Origin of the sequence: Campylobacter sp. JMF_14 EL1, assembly GCF_027737585.1 — a bacterium.
In the GTDB taxonomy this organism is placed as follows: Bacteria; Campylobacterota; Campylobacteria; order Campylobacterales; family Campylobacteraceae; genus Campylobacter_B.
In genome coordinates this window covers 103,532-120,497 of sequence record NZ_JAOVTW010000003.1, presented here as the reverse complement: position 1 = coordinate 120,497, position 16,966 = coordinate 103,532, and the positions used below count along the sequence as shown (strand labels likewise).

At 41.0% G+C, this 16,966-nt stretch carries 19 protein-coding genes; 6 read left to right on the top strand and 13 right to left on the bottom strand.

Annotated features, from left to right (window positions below):
- Nucleotides 1–128 precede the first annotated feature (128 nt).
- The 4 genes from selD to nspC all read right to left on the bottom strand — a co-directional run bounded on the left by selD (nt 129) and on the right by nspC (nt 3,991).
- Complete coding sequence (selD, locus tag OFN73_RS05720; protein WP_270862624.1) at nt 129–1,154, bottom strand: selenide, water dikinase SelD; 1,026 nt, start codon at nt 1,152–1,154, stop codon at nt 129–131.
- Entirely contained in the window at nt 1,151–1,747 is a 597-nt protein-coding gene (gene yedF / locus OFN73_RS05715) for a sulfurtransferase-like selenium metabolism protein YedF (protein ID WP_270862623.1), read from the bottom strand. Before yedF ends, selD begins: the two co-directional genes overlap by 4 nt.
- A 64-nt stretch (nt 1,748–1,811) precedes the next feature.
- On the bottom strand, nt 1,812–2,765 hold the full coding sequence (locus OFN73_RS05710) for a formate dehydrogenase subunit gamma (RefSeq protein ID WP_270862622.1): 954 nt from the start codon (nt 2,763–2,765) through the stop codon (nt 1,812–1,814).
- A gap of 68 nt (nt 2,766–2,833) precedes the next feature.
- Nucleotides 2,834–3,991, bottom strand: coding sequence for a carboxynorspermidine decarboxylase (gene nspC, locus OFN73_RS05705; protein WP_270862621.1), 1,158 nt, complete (start codon nt 3,989–3,991; stop codon nt 2,834–2,836).
- An 86-nt stretch (nt 3,992–4,077) separates the two neighbouring features.
- On the opposite strand from nspC, the gene OFN73_RS05700 reads away from it, so the two are divergent.
- Both OFN73_RS05700 and OFN73_RS05695 read left to right on the top strand, forming a co-directional pair.
- Nucleotides 4,078–4,299, top strand: coding sequence for a MoaD/ThiS family protein (locus tag OFN73_RS05700; RefSeq protein WP_270858133.1), 222 nt, complete (start codon nt 4,078–4,080; stop codon nt 4,297–4,299).
- 1 nt (nt 4,300) lies between these two features.
- Complete coding sequence (locus OFN73_RS05695; RefSeq protein WP_270862620.1) at nt 4,301–4,753, top strand: molybdopterin synthase catalytic subunit; 453 nt, start codon at nt 4,301–4,303, stop codon at nt 4,751–4,753.
- Between the two features lie 83 nt (nt 4,754–4,836).
- On the opposite strand, the gene OFN73_RS05690 is transcribed toward OFN73_RS05695, so the two are convergent.
- The 7 genes from OFN73_RS05690 to OFN73_RS05660 all read right to left on the bottom strand — a co-directional run bounded on the left by OFN73_RS05690 (nt 4,837) and on the right by OFN73_RS05660 (nt 12,358).
- A complete protein-coding gene (locus OFN73_RS05690; protein ID WP_270862619.1) occupies nt 4,837–6,636 on the bottom strand; it encodes a hypothetical protein in 1,800 nt (599 codons plus the stop codon).
- Nucleotides 6,637–6,703: 67 nt separating this feature from the next.
- Nucleotides 6,704–7,339: a protein-L-isoaspartate(D-aspartate) O-methyltransferase gene (locus OFN73_RS05685; protein ID WP_270862618.1), complete on the bottom strand. Its 636-nt coding sequence runs from the start codon at nt 7,337–7,339 to the stop codon at nt 6,704–6,706.
- 7 nt (nt 7,340–7,346) lie between these two features.
- Nucleotides 7,347–8,051, bottom strand: a complete 705-nt coding sequence (locus OFN73_RS05680) for a hypothetical protein (protein ID WP_270862617.1) — start codon at nt 8,049–8,051, stop codon at nt 7,347–7,349.
- Nucleotides 8,052–8,248: 197 nt separating this feature from the next.
- The gene (locus tag OFN73_RS05675) at nt 8,249–9,271 is read right to left on the bottom strand and encodes a ribonucleotide-diphosphate reductase subunit beta (protein WP_270862616.1); all 1,023 of its coding nucleotides are present in this window, start codon (nt 9,269–9,271) and stop codon (nt 8,249–8,251) included.
- Between the two features lie 49 nt (nt 9,272–9,320).
- Entirely contained in the window at nt 9,321–10,001 is a 681-nt protein-coding gene (locus tag OFN73_RS05670; RefSeq protein ID WP_270862627.1) for an anaerobic ribonucleoside-triphosphate reductase activating protein, read from the bottom strand.
- 63 nt (nt 10,002–10,064) lie between these two features.
- The gene (gene nrdD, locus OFN73_RS05665; protein WP_270858139.1) at nt 10,065–10,229 is read right to left on the bottom strand and encodes an anaerobic ribonucleoside-triphosphate reductase; all 165 of its coding nucleotides are present in this window, start codon (nt 10,227–10,229) and stop codon (nt 10,065–10,067) included.
- Nucleotides 10,230–10,258: 29 nt separating this feature from the next.
- Nucleotides 10,259–12,358 carry a ribonucleoside triphosphate reductase gene (locus tag OFN73_RS05660; protein WP_270862615.1) on the bottom strand — a complete coding sequence of 700 codons (2,100 nt, stop codon included), beginning with the start codon at nt 12,356–12,358 and terminating at the stop codon, nt 10,259–10,261.
- A gap of 141 nt (nt 12,359–12,499) precedes the next feature.
- On the opposite strand from OFN73_RS05660, the gene OFN73_RS05655 reads away from it, so the two are divergent.
- From OFN73_RS05655 to OFN73_RS05640, 4 genes are all read left to right on the top strand, one after another.
- Nucleotides 12,500–13,045, top strand: a complete 546-nt coding sequence (locus tag OFN73_RS05655; RefSeq protein WP_270862614.1) for a hypothetical protein — start codon at nt 12,500–12,502, stop codon at nt 13,043–13,045.
- 52 nt (nt 13,046–13,097) lie between these two features.
- Nucleotides 13,098–13,310 (top strand): 30S ribosomal protein S21, encoded by a 213-nt coding sequence (gene rpsU, locus OFN73_RS05650; RefSeq protein WP_270858142.1) that lies wholly within the window; start codon nt 13,098–13,100, stop codon nt 13,308–13,310.
- 136 nt (nt 13,311–13,446) lie between these two features.
- Nucleotides 13,447–14,808 (top strand): sodium-dependent transporter, encoded by a 1,362-nt coding sequence (locus OFN73_RS05645; RefSeq protein WP_270862613.1) that lies wholly within the window; start codon nt 13,447–13,449, stop codon nt 14,806–14,808.
- A gap of 8 nt (nt 14,809–14,816) precedes the next feature.
- Nucleotides 14,817–15,236, top strand: a complete 420-nt coding sequence (locus OFN73_RS05640) for a hypothetical protein (protein WP_270862612.1) — start codon at nt 14,817–14,819, stop codon at nt 15,234–15,236.
- Between the two features lie 183 nt (nt 15,237–15,419).
- Here OFN73_RS05640 and OFN73_RS05635 read toward each other — a convergent pair whose 3' ends face one another.
- Nucleotides 15,420–16,172, bottom strand: coding sequence for a sulfite exporter TauE/SafE family protein (locus tag OFN73_RS05635; RefSeq protein WP_270862611.1), 753 nt, complete (start codon nt 16,170–16,172; stop codon nt 15,420–15,422).
- Between the two features lie 9 nt (nt 16,173–16,181).
- Nucleotides 16,182–16,934, bottom strand: coding sequence for a peroxide stress protein YaaA (gene yaaA, locus OFN73_RS05630; RefSeq protein ID WP_270862610.1), 753 nt, complete (start codon nt 16,932–16,934; stop codon nt 16,182–16,184).
- Nucleotides 16,935–16,966 lie beyond the last annotated feature (32 nt).

The following is a 16,966-nucleotide window of genomic DNA, read 5'->3' as shown; positions in this document are numbered from 1 at the left end:
CAATAATAAATAAAATAACACGCATTGGAAAATAACAGAAGTTAGATTTCAAAAACGGAAAGTGGATTATATTCAAGGGTTGCTTAAAAAGAGATTAAAACTAGAAAAAATTTTTGAAATTTTAAAATTTAATCTTTAAGCAAAATTTTATTTTCTGCCCGTTTTACGACGCGACCCACGATAGCGGCACTTTCGTATCCTGCATTTTTTAAATTTTGCACTGCCCTAGCGACATCTTTTTCACTTATAGCGAGCAAAAGCCCGCCACTAGTTTGCGCATCGGCTAAAATCACTTGCGCTTCTTTATCGCAAAACGGAGCAATAAATTTCAAATTTCTATAACTTCCGCCAGGGATTAGCCCCTCATCTAGGCACTTTTGCACGCTTGCAAAAAGTGGAATTTCGCGCACGAAAATTTCAAAGCTAATGTTTTCATTTATCATTTCTAGCGCGTGTCCTAAAAGCCCAAAGCCGGTAATATCGGTCGCAGCGTGTATTTCTAAGCCACTAAGCGCACCCAGAGCGTATGAATTTAGCCTAATCATACTTTCGATTGCGTCGCGAAATTCAGCAAATTTCAAAAATTTCGCCTTTATCGCCGTTGAGATTACGCCAGTGCCAATCGCCTTTGTAAGCACGAGCAAATCCCCTTCGCGCGCAGTGTTATTCGACCAAAATTTCCCCGGCTCAACCACGCCAGTAGCGCTTAATCCATAATAAATTTCTTTCGTTTTTATCGTGTGTCCGCCCACTAGCACGCCACCGCACTCGCTGATTTTGCTCTTGCCCCCAGCTAAAATTTCTTGCAAAATTTCATCGCCAAAATGGCAATCATCAAATCCAACGATATTTAGAGCGTTTATCACTTTTGCGCCCATTGCGAAGATGTCGCTGAGCGAATTTGCCGCGGCGATTTGACCAAAAATGTATGGATCATCGACAATCGGCGTGATGAAATCCAGCGTCTGCACGAGCGCTAAATTCTCGCTTATGCGAAAGACGCTTGCGTCCTCGTTGCTATCGATCGACGATAGTAAATTTGCATCGGGTGCGATTAGGCTTCCAAGGTTTTTCGTTAGACCCGCCGGGTCCAGCTTGGCTGCTCAACCCGCTGCGCTGATAAATTTCGTAAGGTTAAAATCACGATAAATCATAGTTTTATAGCTTCGTATTTTGATAAAATTTCCATAATCTCATAAGCGTTTGAAATTTCGCCAAGGGCTAGGTCGCCGACTAATTTATAGCTTTCCAAACAGCTTCCACAGCTTAGTATTTCCACGCCCGCCTCGCTTAAATTTTTTAACGCTTCAAAGCTTGGGTGAGCGCGATTGGTGGTGATAAATACGGCGTTATTTACGCAAATGATTTTGGCTGGTTTTTGCTCTAAATTTAATAACGCGCCCAAAAATTTAGCCAAAAGCGCCTTGCCGACTGCGCCAGAACCGCAACTTTCTTCGTTTAAAAACACAACCTTTGGCTTAGAAATACTAGGCATATCACAAAAAATATCGTCCAAACTCTCATCTTTTAGCTCATCGGTTTTGGTAAGCGAAATCGTGGCTTCACCGCCATTTTCGCTGATTTGCAGGTCAAATCCATTTTTTTGCAAAAATCGTTTTATGTTTTCTTTGGGTGCGATATCATTAACCAAAATTTCCAAATTTTCGCCGATTTTTAGCGATTTTAGGGCTTTTTTGGTAAGCAAAAGTGGCTCGGGGCACGATAAATTTCGACAATCTAGTTGCAAATTAAATCCTTAAAAAAATATCTTTGACACGCAAAGCTAGCGAGGAAATATCCTCGCTCAAATTTTATAAACGAGGATATTTTTCCTCAAACTGCGATTTCGCCACGCTTCCTTTATCCAAAAGCTCGCGATACCAGTAGTGGTGGAGCACATAAACTTCCTCTTCTGGTTTATGTCCATCTATCATAGAGTGAATCGCTCCGCTGATCGCAAACACGGTCATATAGATATGCACGCACAAAAACACAGCGCAAACTGCGCCAAGCAGGTTATGCACGATGACACTAGCGCGCAAAACCTCGATTTGGCTCACGCCACCAAGTGCGCTATTTACCGCAGGCGCGCTGTAATCCAAAAAATACATTGACGCACCAGTGGCTATCATCACCATACCACCCACAGTCGCTATCCAAAACCACGCCTTTTGGCCAGCGTTAAATTTACCAGCAGGGATTGCGCGCTTGGTTTTGCTAAGGTATCCGCCCATGATAATCATCCATTTAATATCATAAAAGCGCGGCAGCATACGCCAAAACCACAGAACAAACATCGGAATCACAGCGATTGCAAATGCGATAGTGGCGATTCCATGGGCGTTTTTACAAAACCTCACGAAGCTTCCCCCGCCAAAACTCTCGCCAAACATCATTATTAGACCAGTTGGCACCAAAATCGCCCACGAGCTAGCCGCGACGAAGTGAAAACATCGCTCAAAAAGGGTAAATGCAAGCACAGGCTTGCCAGCGTGGTGGTCGAAGTGTTTCGCCCCTACAATCAAATAATGCCCCAAAAATGAGAGTATCACCGCAAGGCTAGCCCCCAAGGCTAACCACGCAAAAAATCCTGAACTTTGTAATTGCACAAAAAGTGGCGCTAGGCCGTCTTCGTATAAATTTATGTTTTCTAGTCGGGCTTTCCCCCACACATTATTCCCACTAGTTTGCACAACCTGTGCATATGGTCGGTCCTCGGCATACGCGCCCAAACAGGCGCAAAGCACACAAAAGAACTTCTTCATATATTTCCTTGACACAAAAATTTATGGATTATAGCGTTTTAAGCCAAATTATGGCTTAGAAAATTTTATTAGTTTCTTCGCCTAAATTCCTCATAACCAAACTCTATCATATCCTCGACATTTCCGCTCTCATCTACCATTACCAAATTTGGCAATTTTATGCCGTTAAAGGTCGTGTTTTTGACTATCGTATAGTGGATTTGATCTTCGAAAATCACCCTATCGCCGATTTTAAGCGGGATGTCAAATTTATACTCTGGCTCACCTGCTTCCAAGCCTACAATATCGCCAGCTAGGCAGGTATTTCCACCGAAACGATAGACGAATTTGCCCTCTTTGCTCTCGCCACGCACCGCAGGACGATATGGCATAAGCACGGTATCTGGCATGTGCGCCTCAGCCGAAGTATCCAAAATCGCGATGTTTGCGTCGTTTTCAACGATATCAAGCACGCTAGCGACTAGATATCCGCACTCCCAGCCCACAGCCTCGCCCGGCTCTAAAAATACCTCCACGCCGTATTTTTCGCGGAATTTTTTGATTAAGCTAATTAGCAATTCGACATTGTATCCCTCGCGCGTGATATGGTGTCCGCCACCGAAATTTAGCCATTTAATCACACCAAAATATTTGCTAAATTTCGCCTCAAACGCCTCTAAAACGCGCTCTAAATTCTCCGCACCCTCCTCGCAAAGTGCATGAAAATGAAATCCACTAATCCCCTCTAAAAACCCGCTCTCTTCGTTAATAGCGCGGTTTAGTGCGTCCAGTGTCATACCCAAACGGCTAAATTTACCGCACGGATTGTAAGCGTCTTTGGGCGCAAAAGAAGTTTGCGGATTTAGGCGAAGTCCGCATTGCACGCCCGCACTCATCGCCTGCGCACGGTATTTTCGCCACTGAGAGGCGCTATTGAAAACCACATGATCGCTAAGGGCTAAAATTTCAGCCATATCGCACTCTTTAAAAGCTGGCGAGTATGTATGCACCTGCGCGCCCGCTCCAAGCATTTGCCTAGCGAATTTCGCCTCGTGCAGGCCACTACAAGTCGCCCCAGATAGATATTTTTTCACTAGTGGCATACCAAGAGAAAATGCAAAGCCTTTTAATGCACACAAAACCACCGCCCCGCTTCGCTCGCCCACGCTTTGCAAAAGGGCTAAATTTGCCCGCAATTTCGATTTTTCGCACACATACGCTGGGGTTTGAATTTCATCAATTTTCATAAAAATCCTTTTGTAAAATTTTTTAATTATATAAAATTTTATAAAATTTTGGCTAAAATCGCCAAATTTTAAATCAAAGGAAAGATATGGTAGAAGTGGAATTTTTAGGTCCAATCGGCAAAGAGCCGATGAAATTTGACGCCAAAACACTAAGCGAAGTAAAAGAGATTTTAAGCAAAGATAGCTCGCTAAAAGAGTGGCTATCTAGCTGCGCTGTGGCGGTAAATGACAAAATGGTCTATGAGCTAAATACCGCGCTTAAAGACGGCGATAAAATCAGCCTTTTGCCACCGGTTTGTGGGGGTTGAGATGAAGTTTGTTGGCAATTTTTCTTTGCACGATGGTGCGCTTGATATCCCTGCGATTTCAAATTCATGGTATGAGCGTTACAAAGGCGCAAACTGCGGTGCGCTGATTACTTTCGTAGGAATTGTGCGCGATGAAGACGGCATTAGCGGACTTAGTTTTGATATATACGAGCCGATTTTGCGCTCGTGGTTTCAATCGTGGCAAACAAAGGCGCAACAATCTGGCACACAGGTCTTTTTCGCGCACTCAAAAGGCGATGTGAGCGTGCATGAAAGCTCATATATCGCGGGCGTGCTAAGCCCACAACGCAAGGTCGCACTTGCTTTGATAAACGATTTTGTCGAGGATTTTAAGGCAAATGCGCCGATTTGGAAATATGATTTGATAAAAAGTGAGCGAATTTACGCTGCTTCTCGCTCGCAAAAACTACGCGGCGCAGGCATTTTGGGGTGAAATTTATTTTAAAAATTTTGCTTTAAATTTAAACTACTAAATTTTATAAAAACACTCAAATTTACGGGTTTTACCCCGTAAATTTAAAATTTAAACACATCTTTTGCAGATGAAATTTGTTTTGCCATTGCAATATCGATTTTTTGGTAACCGCATTTAAAAATCGGCTCCAAAACCTCGGTAAAAAAGGCGTTTAAGCCCTCTTGGGTGATCTGCTCGTTGCTAGCATACCTTGCTAGCCCCATGAAAATACCATGTCCGATTTCGTTGCCAAAGCGTGCTTCCTTGCCCATGAAATCGTTTAGCGCGTGGCACACAGCCACTGTGGCTTTGGCGTTAGCGACATGGTTGTCGTTTAAAAAGTCTTCGAGCACGCCATAATCGCACTCACACTTTATCCAGCGAAATGCTTTCGCGCTGGACGGGGAAATTTGGGTGTCATTGACATTTGCTGCGCAGATGATAAAGAGGTTTTTTGGCACGGCGAAATAGGATTTATTGTCTTTGACGATCACGCTGAATTTTTCCATTTCCGCCTCATCAAGGGTGTCGATGAAATGCGAGTTTTTGGTGCGGATGATAGAGAGTGGGTCGTTTTCGTCGTATCTGCGCTCCAAAAGCGCAATGCTCTCGCCAAAAATTTCATCGAAATTTCCGCTATCAATGGAATCGATTATCAAATAATACTCGCCTTTTGGATCTTTTAGCGCCTTTTTGCAAAGCGCCTTAAATTCGCCATTTACTAGCTTACCAGCCACGAAGCCATCAATAAAATCGCTATATGAGAAACTCTCGTGGAAGCTAAGGTAGCAAAAATGGCTTGGGGAGAGCTTTTTATCCTTGATTAATGCGCGAATTCTTCTAGTTTTTCCTGATCCGATTGCGCCGAAAAATATCGTATTTTTGGCGACTTCTTCGCTTTTGTAATTTTGCAAATACTCGAAAAATAGCGAAGCATAGACCGGTTTGGCGTTATATGGAGCTTGGGCAGGGTATGGTTCGAACTCGCTCATAAATTTCGCGCTAGCCTCGTAAAAATCGGAGAAATTCTCGATTTGCATGGTGTAGAGCGAATTTAGCAAATTCACGCTTTCGTTTGTGTATAAAAATGTCGGAAGCTCATCGTTAGCCTGCGTGAAAATACTAGCTAGCAAGTAGAGTTTTTCTGGGCTAGCCTGCTCCAAGTCCGCGCCCGCACCCATGCCTAAATTCAGCGAACCCTCGTCGCCTAAATAATGCTCTAATAAGAAAAAATTGTCCGCCTTCATCGTCGCTTTTAAAAACTCAATTACGACAAAAGGCTGATTATGCAAGCAAATATCAAAAAATTCGCTGGCTAAATTCGCGTCAATGCTGATAAATAGCCTATACATCGTGTCGTAAAAATTTATGATTTTTTGCTTAAATTCGTTTCGTTGCAACCTCTCTTGGGTCGCCATATTGAAATTTTTGATTATATTTTCTATGAAAATGTAGAGCGAGACGACATCTTTATCCTCACCGCTAAGCACGCTCTCTACGCTAGTGGCGGCTGTTTTTGGGAAAAGATCTTTTTTGGCTGCGATGCGATCTTTGAAGACAAAATCGTAATAAAACGCGCCGATATTCGCGTCAAAAAACTGCTCCATAAAAAAATATTCAGCATGCGGAAATTTCTCGCCGAAGCTTAAAATTTTGTCGCTTCTTAAATTTCCGTCGCTGAAATTTATGTATAAATTCGACAAAAAATCGCTCTCAAAATCATCGAAACTATTTAAATTGTGCTTTAAAGTTTGCAAATGTTTTGAAATGGCTAGGTGTTTTTTGACCCAATACTGGTTTTTGCTATGATTTTTCCAATCGCTAGCAAGCGCGGTAATTTGCTCTTTTGTGAAATCTTGCATGGACTTTTCCTTTTAAGATAAATAAACTTTGCAAGATACCTAAATTTAAATAAATAATAAATAAAACTTATTGTATGCCCGAAATCAGCGGGACAAATTCACACGCACCCAAATTTTCTTGGCTTATCTCGCTAGGCGAAATTTTATGAAATTTAATGATATATTGCGCTCCGCCCTCACTCATGGGAGCAACCAAAATACCGCCGATTTTAAGCTGAGCGAAGAGCCTGTCGCTAATTTTGGACGCGCAGGCTGAGAGCAGTATCCTATCATAAGGCGCAAACTCGCGCCAGCCCACATTACCGTCATCGTGGCGGAGATTTATGTTGCGAATACCCAAATTTGCGAAGTGTTTTTTCGCCTCGCCCACTAGCCTCTCTACGCGCTCCACGGCAAAAACCCTACGCACCATATATGCCAAAATCGCAGACTGATACCCGCTCCCGCAGCCGATTTCTAGGACATTTTCTACGCTCTCATCAATGTCAAGTGCCATACTCATTCTAGCCACAGTTAGCGGAGAGCTAATCCACTGAGATGCCAAAATCGGTTGCGCATTTAGGCTAAACGCATGCGCGCTAAATGGGGCAAACTCGCTACGAGATACGCTTTTTAATGCGTCATAAAGCGCTGGCGAAATAGCGATTTTATCAGCGATTTCCTCCGCCATTTTTTCGCAACGAAGTTTTTCTAATGTCTGCATTTTATTTTTATCTCTCCGAATTTAAAATTTTGAGTTGCTTTATTTTCAGCCAAGCATAAATCAAAAATATAAAACCGATAAAATTAGTGAATATAATAAAATATCCAATCAGCCAAAGCACTGCAAATACCTTAAATGACCCAATTTCGCTCACAATAGCAAGTTCATTAAAAGCCTTATAAACATTACTATATACTAAAATCATAAATAATACAATGTAAATTAGCACAAATATGGGAATTATCCAAAAGTCTTGCGGATTTAATGAAGCACCGAATACTGCCTGAGCAACTACCAAACTAAATAAACATACAAAAAAAAGACAAAACAAATTTTTTATCGATTTTAACGCATACTCATAAGATTTTGTATTACATTTACTATCAATAAATTTAAACAAAGAAAGCGATAAAAATGGTGTCAAAATTAGCGATGACATAAACCACAAAAAAACTACACTTATCACTATAAGCGACAAGTCATTTGTTTGAAAAAAAGTTTTGTTTTCTACCATTTCGCTGACTTGTTCATTGCCACCAAATAAAAGACCTATAATAAGCAAAACAAACCACGGCATGGCGAAAAATACGACATGAAGCCAAAATCCCCATTTTTTTATTTTTATAAAATCAGCTTCATCTACAAAGCGTTCTTGCAAATTTATACTGTTTTCATCTGTTTGGGCAACCCCAAATTCTTTCGTTTCTCCCATATTTTATTTACTCCAAAATTTAAATTTTTAAAAAAGCTAAAAATTTTGCAAGCTCGCAGATAAAGTGAGCTTAGTTTAATTTTTAGCGAAGTTATTTTTGTGGTATTTTGCGCGCTATAAGTGCAGTGCAAAAAACGGGCTGACCGCCCAGCCCCTTAGCATTGCGCAAGCAAAATTCGCACAAAATAGCCAAAATTTTAAAAATCGTCGAAACTCAAACTTCCTTTTGAGTAGTTTGTAACCTTGCTTTCGAAGAAATTTGACTTTTGATCGTTAAATTTAGAGAAATCATCGACCCATTTTATCGGGTGAGAGGCGCCGTATTTTTTCTCTAAACCAATCGCAAGCAATCGTTGATCGACTAGGTAGTGTATGTATTCTTCGATGATATCGTCTGTAAAGCCCATGATTTGGTTATCTGTGATATATTTGCCCCATTTGATTTCCAAATTTCCAGCTGTTTCAAACATCTCATAAATTTTGCTGATATTTTTCTCGTGGAAAAGGTCCGGGCGTTCTTTGCGCACGGAGTTTATCATGTTTTGGAAAAGCAATAGGTGTGTGATTTCATCTCTTTGGATAAATCTAATCATCTGCGCTGAGCCAAGCATCTTGCCAGCGCGCGCCAAGGCATAAATCGAAGTAAATCCGCTGTAAAAATAAATGCCCTCTAAAATTTGATTTGCAACCATTGCTAACAGCAGTTTATCGTCCGTAACCTCGCCTGCTAGCTCCTCATACACACTTGAAATATAGGCGTTTTTCTCGCGCAAAACATCGTCGTGTTTTTCCATTTCATAAATCAAATCGGTATTTTCGCAAATCGCCTCGACCATTACCGCGTAACTTTTGCTGTGATTTGCCTCTTCGTAGGCTTGGCGAGCGAGCACAGCGTTGATTTCAGGGGCTGTTATATAAGGATTTATATTATCAGCTAGATTATTTGTCTGGAAGCTATCCATTGAGATGAGCTGGCTCCATACCAAATCATACATGCGTTTTTCGGCGGTTGTGAGATTAAAGTTATAATCCCTCACATCATCAGTCGTATCGACCTCTTTGGGAAACCAAGTGTTTGCCTCCATAATGTCCCAGAGTTTGAGCGCCCATTGGTATTTTGCCTTGGTGAAATTTAGTATTCCGTGCGGATTGCCATTAAAGACCTTGCGATTAGTGAGAGTTTCGTCTGAAAAGGGGTTGTAGATTTTTTTTCTATCCATAATTTTGCCTTTTTTTGAAATTTAACTCGCAATTCTAGCAAAATACAAATTAGAAATTTCTAAGAGAGATTTTTAGAGGCGAGATTATCTTAGAAGGGTCGAAATTTTGCTTTGGCGCACCAAGACCGCCCAAATTTTCGCCAGTATCAAGGAAATTTTGCAAAAAATACTCGCCCGTGTATCCTTGCTCGCACAAAATTTGCGCCATTTGCGAAATGTCGCTTTCGCTTAAAAGATCGCTATGCACGGTAGTTCGCACCTCGAAGGCGAAATTTACGGATAATAAAAATTTCAAAGTTTGAAGGAATTTTTCGTAGAAATTTGATTTTGTGATAAAGCTAAATTTAGCCTCATGCGCCTTAAAATCGAGCGAGACAAAATCGACTAAGCCCAAATTTACGGCGTTTTGTATGATTTGTGGATTTGAGCCGTTTGTGTCGATTTTGACCTCAAAGCCCAAATTTTTCGTTTTTTGCAAAATTTGCATAAATCCCCTAGCGCAGGTGCATTCGCCCCCGCTAAACACCACGGCTTCTAGCTTACCCACGCGCGAGCGCAAAAACGCAAATAGCTCATCTTCGCTGATTTTGCCCTCGCCACGCACGACGCTAGGGTTGTAGCAATACCGGCATCGCATATTACACCCCGCAAACCACACAATAGCCGAGAGCCGCTCAGGGAAATCTGTCATCGTAAATGGCGTGATATGGTAAATTTGAGAATTTTGCATAATTGTGAATTTTAAAATTTCGCCAAATTTAAACGCGCTAAATTTGGCGAAATTTAGCAAATTTTATTTTTCTTCGAATTTTACCTTATTTTCGTCGAAAAACACTCTCTCTTTGTGTTCGCCCTTTTTGCCTACATTGAAGCTCTCCACAGGGCGCAAATACCCCATTACACGGGTATAAACTACACATTTTGTGCGTTTTTTTTCTAACTCTTTTGGGAATTCCATTTTTTGCTCCTTATTTAAATTTTCAAATTTCAAGCACCCTTGCTCTCATACTCCGCCATTAACTCAGCGTCGCATTTCGGGCAGTATTCGTGCTCGCCTGCGATATATCCATGCTTCGTGCAGACGCTAAATACAGGCGAAATCGTAATGTATGGGAGTTTGTAGTTGCTAATGACATTTTTGATAAATTTCTTGCACGCTGTGCCTGAACTAATGCGCTCCTTCATATACAAATGAAGCACCGTGCCCCCTGTATAGCTACTTTGTAGCTCGTCTTGCATATCCAGTGCCGCAAACGGATCGTCGCTAAAACTTGCTGGGACTTGGGTAGAGTTTGTGTAGTAGATATTTTCTCCAAAGCCCGCTTGTATGATATCTGGGTAGCGTTTTTTATCCTCTTTGGCGAAGCGATATGTGGTGCCCTCAGCTGGCGTTGCTTCGAGGTTGTATAGATTTCCTGTGTTTTCTTGGAAAAGGCGAATTTTATGGCGCAAATACTCGATCAATTCTAGCGCAAATTCACGGCCAAATTTGGTCGTAATGTCTTCTTTATCATCTGTGAAATTTCTAATCATTTCGTTTGCGCCGTTAATGCCAATGGTGCTAAAATGGTTGTTAAAGCCCGGCAAATAGCGCTTGGTGTATGGATACAATCCGCGTTCGAACATCTCTTTTACGAACACACGCTTTTTCTCCAAAGTGCTTTTTGCTAACTGCAAAAGCGTTTCAAGCCTAGCGTAAAGCGCCTCTTTATCGCCTTTATAAAGGTATCCAAGGCGGGCTAAATTTATCGTTACCACGCCGATACTTCCAGTCATCTCAGCACTGCCAAAAAGCCCGCCACCGCGCTTTAAAAGCTCTCTAAGATCTAGTTGCAGTCTGCAACACATCGAGCGAACTGCGCCTGGTTTGTAGGCTTTGGGGTTTTCGACTTTGTTGCCGTTTTCGTCCGTGATATACTGGCTTCCGACGAAATTTTGAAAATAGCTTGATCCGATTTTGGCCGTGTTTTCAAACACTGCATTTGCCGCGTCGCTGTCCCAGTCGAAATCCTGAGTGATATTTACGGTAGGAATCGGGAAGGTAAATGGCTGACCGCATTTATCGCCTGCTGTCAAAACCTCGTAAAATGCGATAACAATGCGCCTCATCTCAGGCTCAAAATCGCCATAAGTAAGCTCTATTAGGGAGTTTTTGCCACGCTCTTTTGCCCTTTGCAACAGTTCCTCATCATCGATTCCCTCAAAAAGGTGGTGTTGGTTTGAGGTAGGGATTTGCGCCTTTAAATCCTCTGGGCAGGTCATATCAATCGTAACATTTGTAAATGGGCTCTGACCCCAGCGCGCTGGGACATTTAGGTTATAAACGAAGCTTGTGATTGCCTTTTTAATCTCTTTGTCGCTTAATTTATCCTTAAAAACATAAGGGGCAAGATAGGTATCAAAGCTAGAAAACGCCTGCGCTCCCGCCCACTCGCTTTGCAAAATTCCTAAGAAATTCGCCATTTGATGAAGCGCCTCTCTAAAATGCTTCGGAGCCTTGCTCTCTACGCGACCACGCACACCGTTAAATCCCTCGTCCAAAAGCACTCTTAGGCTCCAACCAGCGCAGTATGCGGTTAGGCAGTCTAAATCATGGATATGATAATCGCCGTTTCTGTGCGCAGCGCCTTCTTCGCGCGAATACACCTTGTCTAGCCAGTAGTTTGCAATGACCTTACCGGCGGTGTTGTTGATAAGTCCTGCATTTGAATAGCTTGTGTTTGAGTTGGCTAAAATTCGCCAATCTGATTTGCCGATATATTCATTGACGGTTTGGGTACAGTTTATGTAGGTGGTATCTTCTTCTAGCCCATAGACATGCTCTCTTTGCATTTTGTGCGTGTGGCGATAGATCATAAAGCTTTTTAAAACATCGAAATTTCCGCTTTCAAACAGCTTTTTTTCTATTATGTCTTGGACATCTTCGACGCTTAGGCTATCTTTGAAAACAATCGTTTTTAGGACATTTTCGAAGACTTTTTCATCAAAATTTGCGCCCACACTCTCATAGGCTTTTTTAATAGCGTCTTTTATTTTATAATCTTTGAATTCTTGAAAACTACCATCTCTTTTAATAATTTTTATCATTAATTCCCCCTAAAAAAGAAACGCGAAAGTATAGCAAGGCAAGATTAAAATTCGGTAAAAATTTTAACTTTTAAAACAAAGCCAAATTTAACCAAGCCAGAGTATAATCAAACGCTAAATTTAATAGTAGGATCAAGTTCTATGAGAATTTTAAATTTTACGATTTTAAGCATGTTTGTGGCTATATTTTTTGCTGGCTGTATCGCTACAAAATCGCCAAACAATGAGGTTTTACAAGCTAGCAAGCAAAATTTGCCAAGTGGGGAAATTTCAAATCAAATCCTAGAAAAACTTGCCAAAGATAGCACAAAAAATTTGCTTTCAAATAACAAATTTGCAAAAGAAAAAGGACGTTTTTCTATCATAGGAATTAGCGAAATTTCGTGCGAAAAAAGGTGCGAATTTGACACAGATTTTTTGCGCAAAAAGCTTAAAGTGGGGCTTATCCACTCAGGCAAGGTTGTCGTCATTGATGCTCCGAGCAAGGACGAGATTGTATTTAGCAACGATGGCATAAAAAAATCCGACACTGCTCACGCAAAATCGATTTATGCGCCAGATTTTCTGCTCGTTCCTAGCGTGAAAAAATCACAAAATGGCGAGATGAAATTTGAACTCTCACTCAAAGAGACAGAAAACAAAAAACAAATTTGGAGCTACAACAAAAATTTTAATGCCAAAATTTAAGTTTATTTTGGCTAAAATCACGCCTTAATTTTTTTGAAAGGTGGTGAGGAACGTGCCAGGAGTTAAGGTACATCCGAACGAATCATTTGATGAAGCTTACAGACGCTTCAAAAAACAAACAGATCGTAACCTTATCGTTACAGAAGTTCGTGCTAGAAAGTATTTCGAGCCTATGACTGAGATCCGCAAAAAACAAAAAATTGCGGCTCGCAAAAAAATGCTTAAAAGACTTTACACACTTCGTAGATACGAATCTCGTTTGTAATTCTCGGGCGAATTTCGCCCGAATTCTCTAAATTTCACCTAAATTTTTCAAATTTTGCCCATTAAATTTCATATCAAATTTTAAATAAATTCTAAATTTGCTATAATCCCAAAATTTTATTGCAAAAAGGACTTGCATGAACACAAAAATTTTCTCATCACGTTGGGCATTTATCTTAGCCTGTGTCGGCTCAGCTGTTGGCATGGCCAACGTCTGGGGCTTCCCATACAAACTCGGCGCCAACGGTGGCGGTGCGTTTTTGTTAATCTACATTTTTTTCATTGCACTTTTCGCCTTTGTCGCACTCTCAGCCGAGTATGCTATCGGCAGACGAGCAGGAACTGGCACGCTTGGATCGTATGAATATGCGTGGAAATCTCGCAATCTAGGCATCGTGGGCAAAATTTTGGGTTGGCTTCCACTAGCTGGATCAATGTGTATCGCAATCGGCTATGCTGTAATCATCTCGTATGTCTTAAAAGCCCTATTTCAGGCACTCAATGGCTCGCTGATGAGCGTGGATACCTCGACTTGGTTTGGCTCGTTTGCCTTCACGCCATACTCTGTCATACCTTTTCACTTTATCATCGTCGCGGGCACCTTGCTTAGTATATTTTTAGGCGCAAAGAGTATCGAGCGCACAAACAAGATTATGATGCCACTATTTTTTGTGCTTTTTGCGATTTTGGCTGTGCGTGTAGCCACGCTCGATGGCGCAGGGGCTGGGTATAAGTTTATGTTTAGTGCAGACTGGGAAAAGCTAAGCGATACAAATGTTTGGATTACCGCAATGGGACAAGCGCTATTTTCGCTATCTATCACGGGATCAGGTATGCTAGTATATGGTGCATATCTGCACAAGGACGAGGACATCGTCGATGCGGCGAAAAAAACTGCGCTTTTTGATACAATCGCTGCAATTGTTGCGGCTTTGGTAATGATTCCAGCGCTTTTTGCTTACGGCGAGGACCAAACAGCGGGCCCTGGACTGCTTTTCGTAACACTGCCAAAAATTTTGCAAGACATGCCAGGTGGCGGAATTTTTGCGATTATTTTATTTACGGCGGTGATTTTTGGCGGAATTTCATCGCTTCAAAATATGTTCGAGGCCGTAACTGAGTCGCTTTTGCATAAATTTCCAAGCTTAAATAGGGCTTTGGTTTTGGTGATTTTGTGCGTGGTCTGCTTCGGAATCGGCGTAAATATGGAGACAATCGCGCCAAGCGATACAAACCCAGCGACCACATTTTACGAAGTTCATCTGCACAACTGGGGTCCGTGGATGGATCTAGTATCCATCTATATAATCCCAATCGGCGCGGTTTTGGGCGCGATTTCGTGGTTTTGGATTTTGCGCAAGGACGAGCTTTTGGACGAAATCAACACAGGCTCGGCTAAAACATACTCAAACGCCTGGTATTATATCGGCAAATTTATTTATGTGCCAATCGTGCTTGTTTTGTGCGGTATCGCATTAATAAACAAAGTCGCGTTTTAAGTAAAATAATGTATAAACAATGCGAAGTTTGTAACGAAAAAGTAAATAAATTGCAAAATTTATTTACTTTTAAATTCGATGAGTATATAAAATGCAAAAATTGTGGAACAATATATGAAATATCAAATATAAAATTTTGCAATTTTTTATCAAATATAGTCGAAACTTTTTATGCTCTTTTTTGTATATTTTTTTCTATTGGATTTGCGATATATATAGATGAAAATTTTGATACATATTGGTTGATTTCCGTGTTTATTTTTGTATTTTCTTGGTTTTTATTATCTTTTATTTGTATGTTTTTGGAGTGGTTAATTTTACTTTTATTTGTCACTAAATTTGAAATTTCAAAAGATGATAAAAGAGATAAAAAACGAAATATATTCACTAATTTGTTTGGCAAACAATTAGGTAAATTTAAAAATTGAAGGAATTTTATGAGAAATTTATTTTTACCACCAAAAGTAACTATGAAATTTTAAATTTCGCAGAATTTTACCATTTACTCTGCTTTTAATTTGAGCTTTGTAGATTGCTTTGGAAGCCGCTTTGCGCTTCCTCGCAATGACACTTAAAAGCAAAATTTCGCCAAATTTTAAAATTCCGAAATTTTACAAAATCCCAAAATCAACCCCGAGCGTCTTTTTAAGGGCTAACAAAAACATCACCACATACATCACCAAAAGGCATTTTTTCTGCGTGCTTTTAGCCACTTTGTGCGAAATCTTCGTGCCAAAATACACGCCCACGAGGCCGCCAAGCCCCATTAATACGCCCTCTAAATACTGCACATTGCCATTATACGCCATGCTTAAAAATCCGCTAAACGAGCTAAAAATCACAAAAAATAGCCCCATAGAAACGGCTTTTTTAATATCCACACCAAGGAAACCCACCAAAATCGGCGTCAAAAAAATCGCCCCGCCAACGCCCATGCTAATGGCGATTGCGCCGATTGCAAAACCCACGGCAAAAAGCAAAATTTTGGCTGGTTCTTTGGGGGCTTGGTTTTCGACATTTGTCATCAAAACTCTGCAAAACGCGATTGTCAAAGTCAGCAAAAGTCCGATTTCCAGGACGATTGAAGCCACATTTGCGACGATAAATCCTGAAAGCGACGCGCCACAAAGTCCGCCAAGCCCCACAATCACGCCACTATCGAGGCGAAGTTTGCCTGCTTTGTAGTTTAGATACGACCCAAAAATCGCGCTAAAAAGCATTTGCAAAATCGAAATCCCCACGGCTTCTTTGATATCGTATCCTAGCGCCATCATTATCGGCACGACGATTGTGCCACCACCAATGCCGAAAAACCCAGAAATACAACCTACCAAAATCCCTAAAAATGGTATTATAAAAAGCATTTTCTCCCCTTAGTTTTCGCAAATTTCCAAAACTATCTCTTTTTTAAGCGAAATTTCTCTGATTTCGGCTAATTTTACACCGCTAAAATTTAAATTTAAAATTTCTCGCTCGGTTTGGGCTGAATTTCGTGCGATTTCGCGCAATACTTTCCCGCGATACGCCTTAGCATAGTGGCTGAGCACCTTGCCATTTTTGATAAATTTAAAGCTTAGATGCGGGACTTTTAACTCGTAAAATTTCTCATAAAACCCAGCGCGCAGATCCACCACACACTCGCCGTTCCCCACTTCGCTCTCCAAAAATTCATCGATTTTCGCACTAAAATTTTCCCTGTAAATTTTTGGCAAATCAAGCCCAGAAAATTTCTCGCCTTGTTTAAGCTTGTATTCAGGGAGCTGGTCGCGCCCCAAAATCGGCCCAAAAAGATTTGAGAAAATTATTGTGTTATAGCCCAGAAAACATCGTTCTATATAATGCAAGTTGAAAAAATCAAGTGCCTTATAAGCTACGCCACTATATCGTTCTATTGCCCATACACAGCCCTTTTCAAAGATACTCTCTCGCAAACTCTCATCAATCTGTTTTAGCCCAAAAAGCTTGGCTAGCTTTGCATCGCTAGCATTTGCGACAAATTTTGCATACTCTTTGACAGCGTTTTCTCGCACTCCGCTCTCATCGAGAAATTCAAAATTTGAGAGCTTCAAGACCCTATCGCCGCTATCTTTTGACTTCATTTCACTTGGCGAAAATAATACTTTCATCACAATCCTTATACAAAATTTAAGCCCATTTT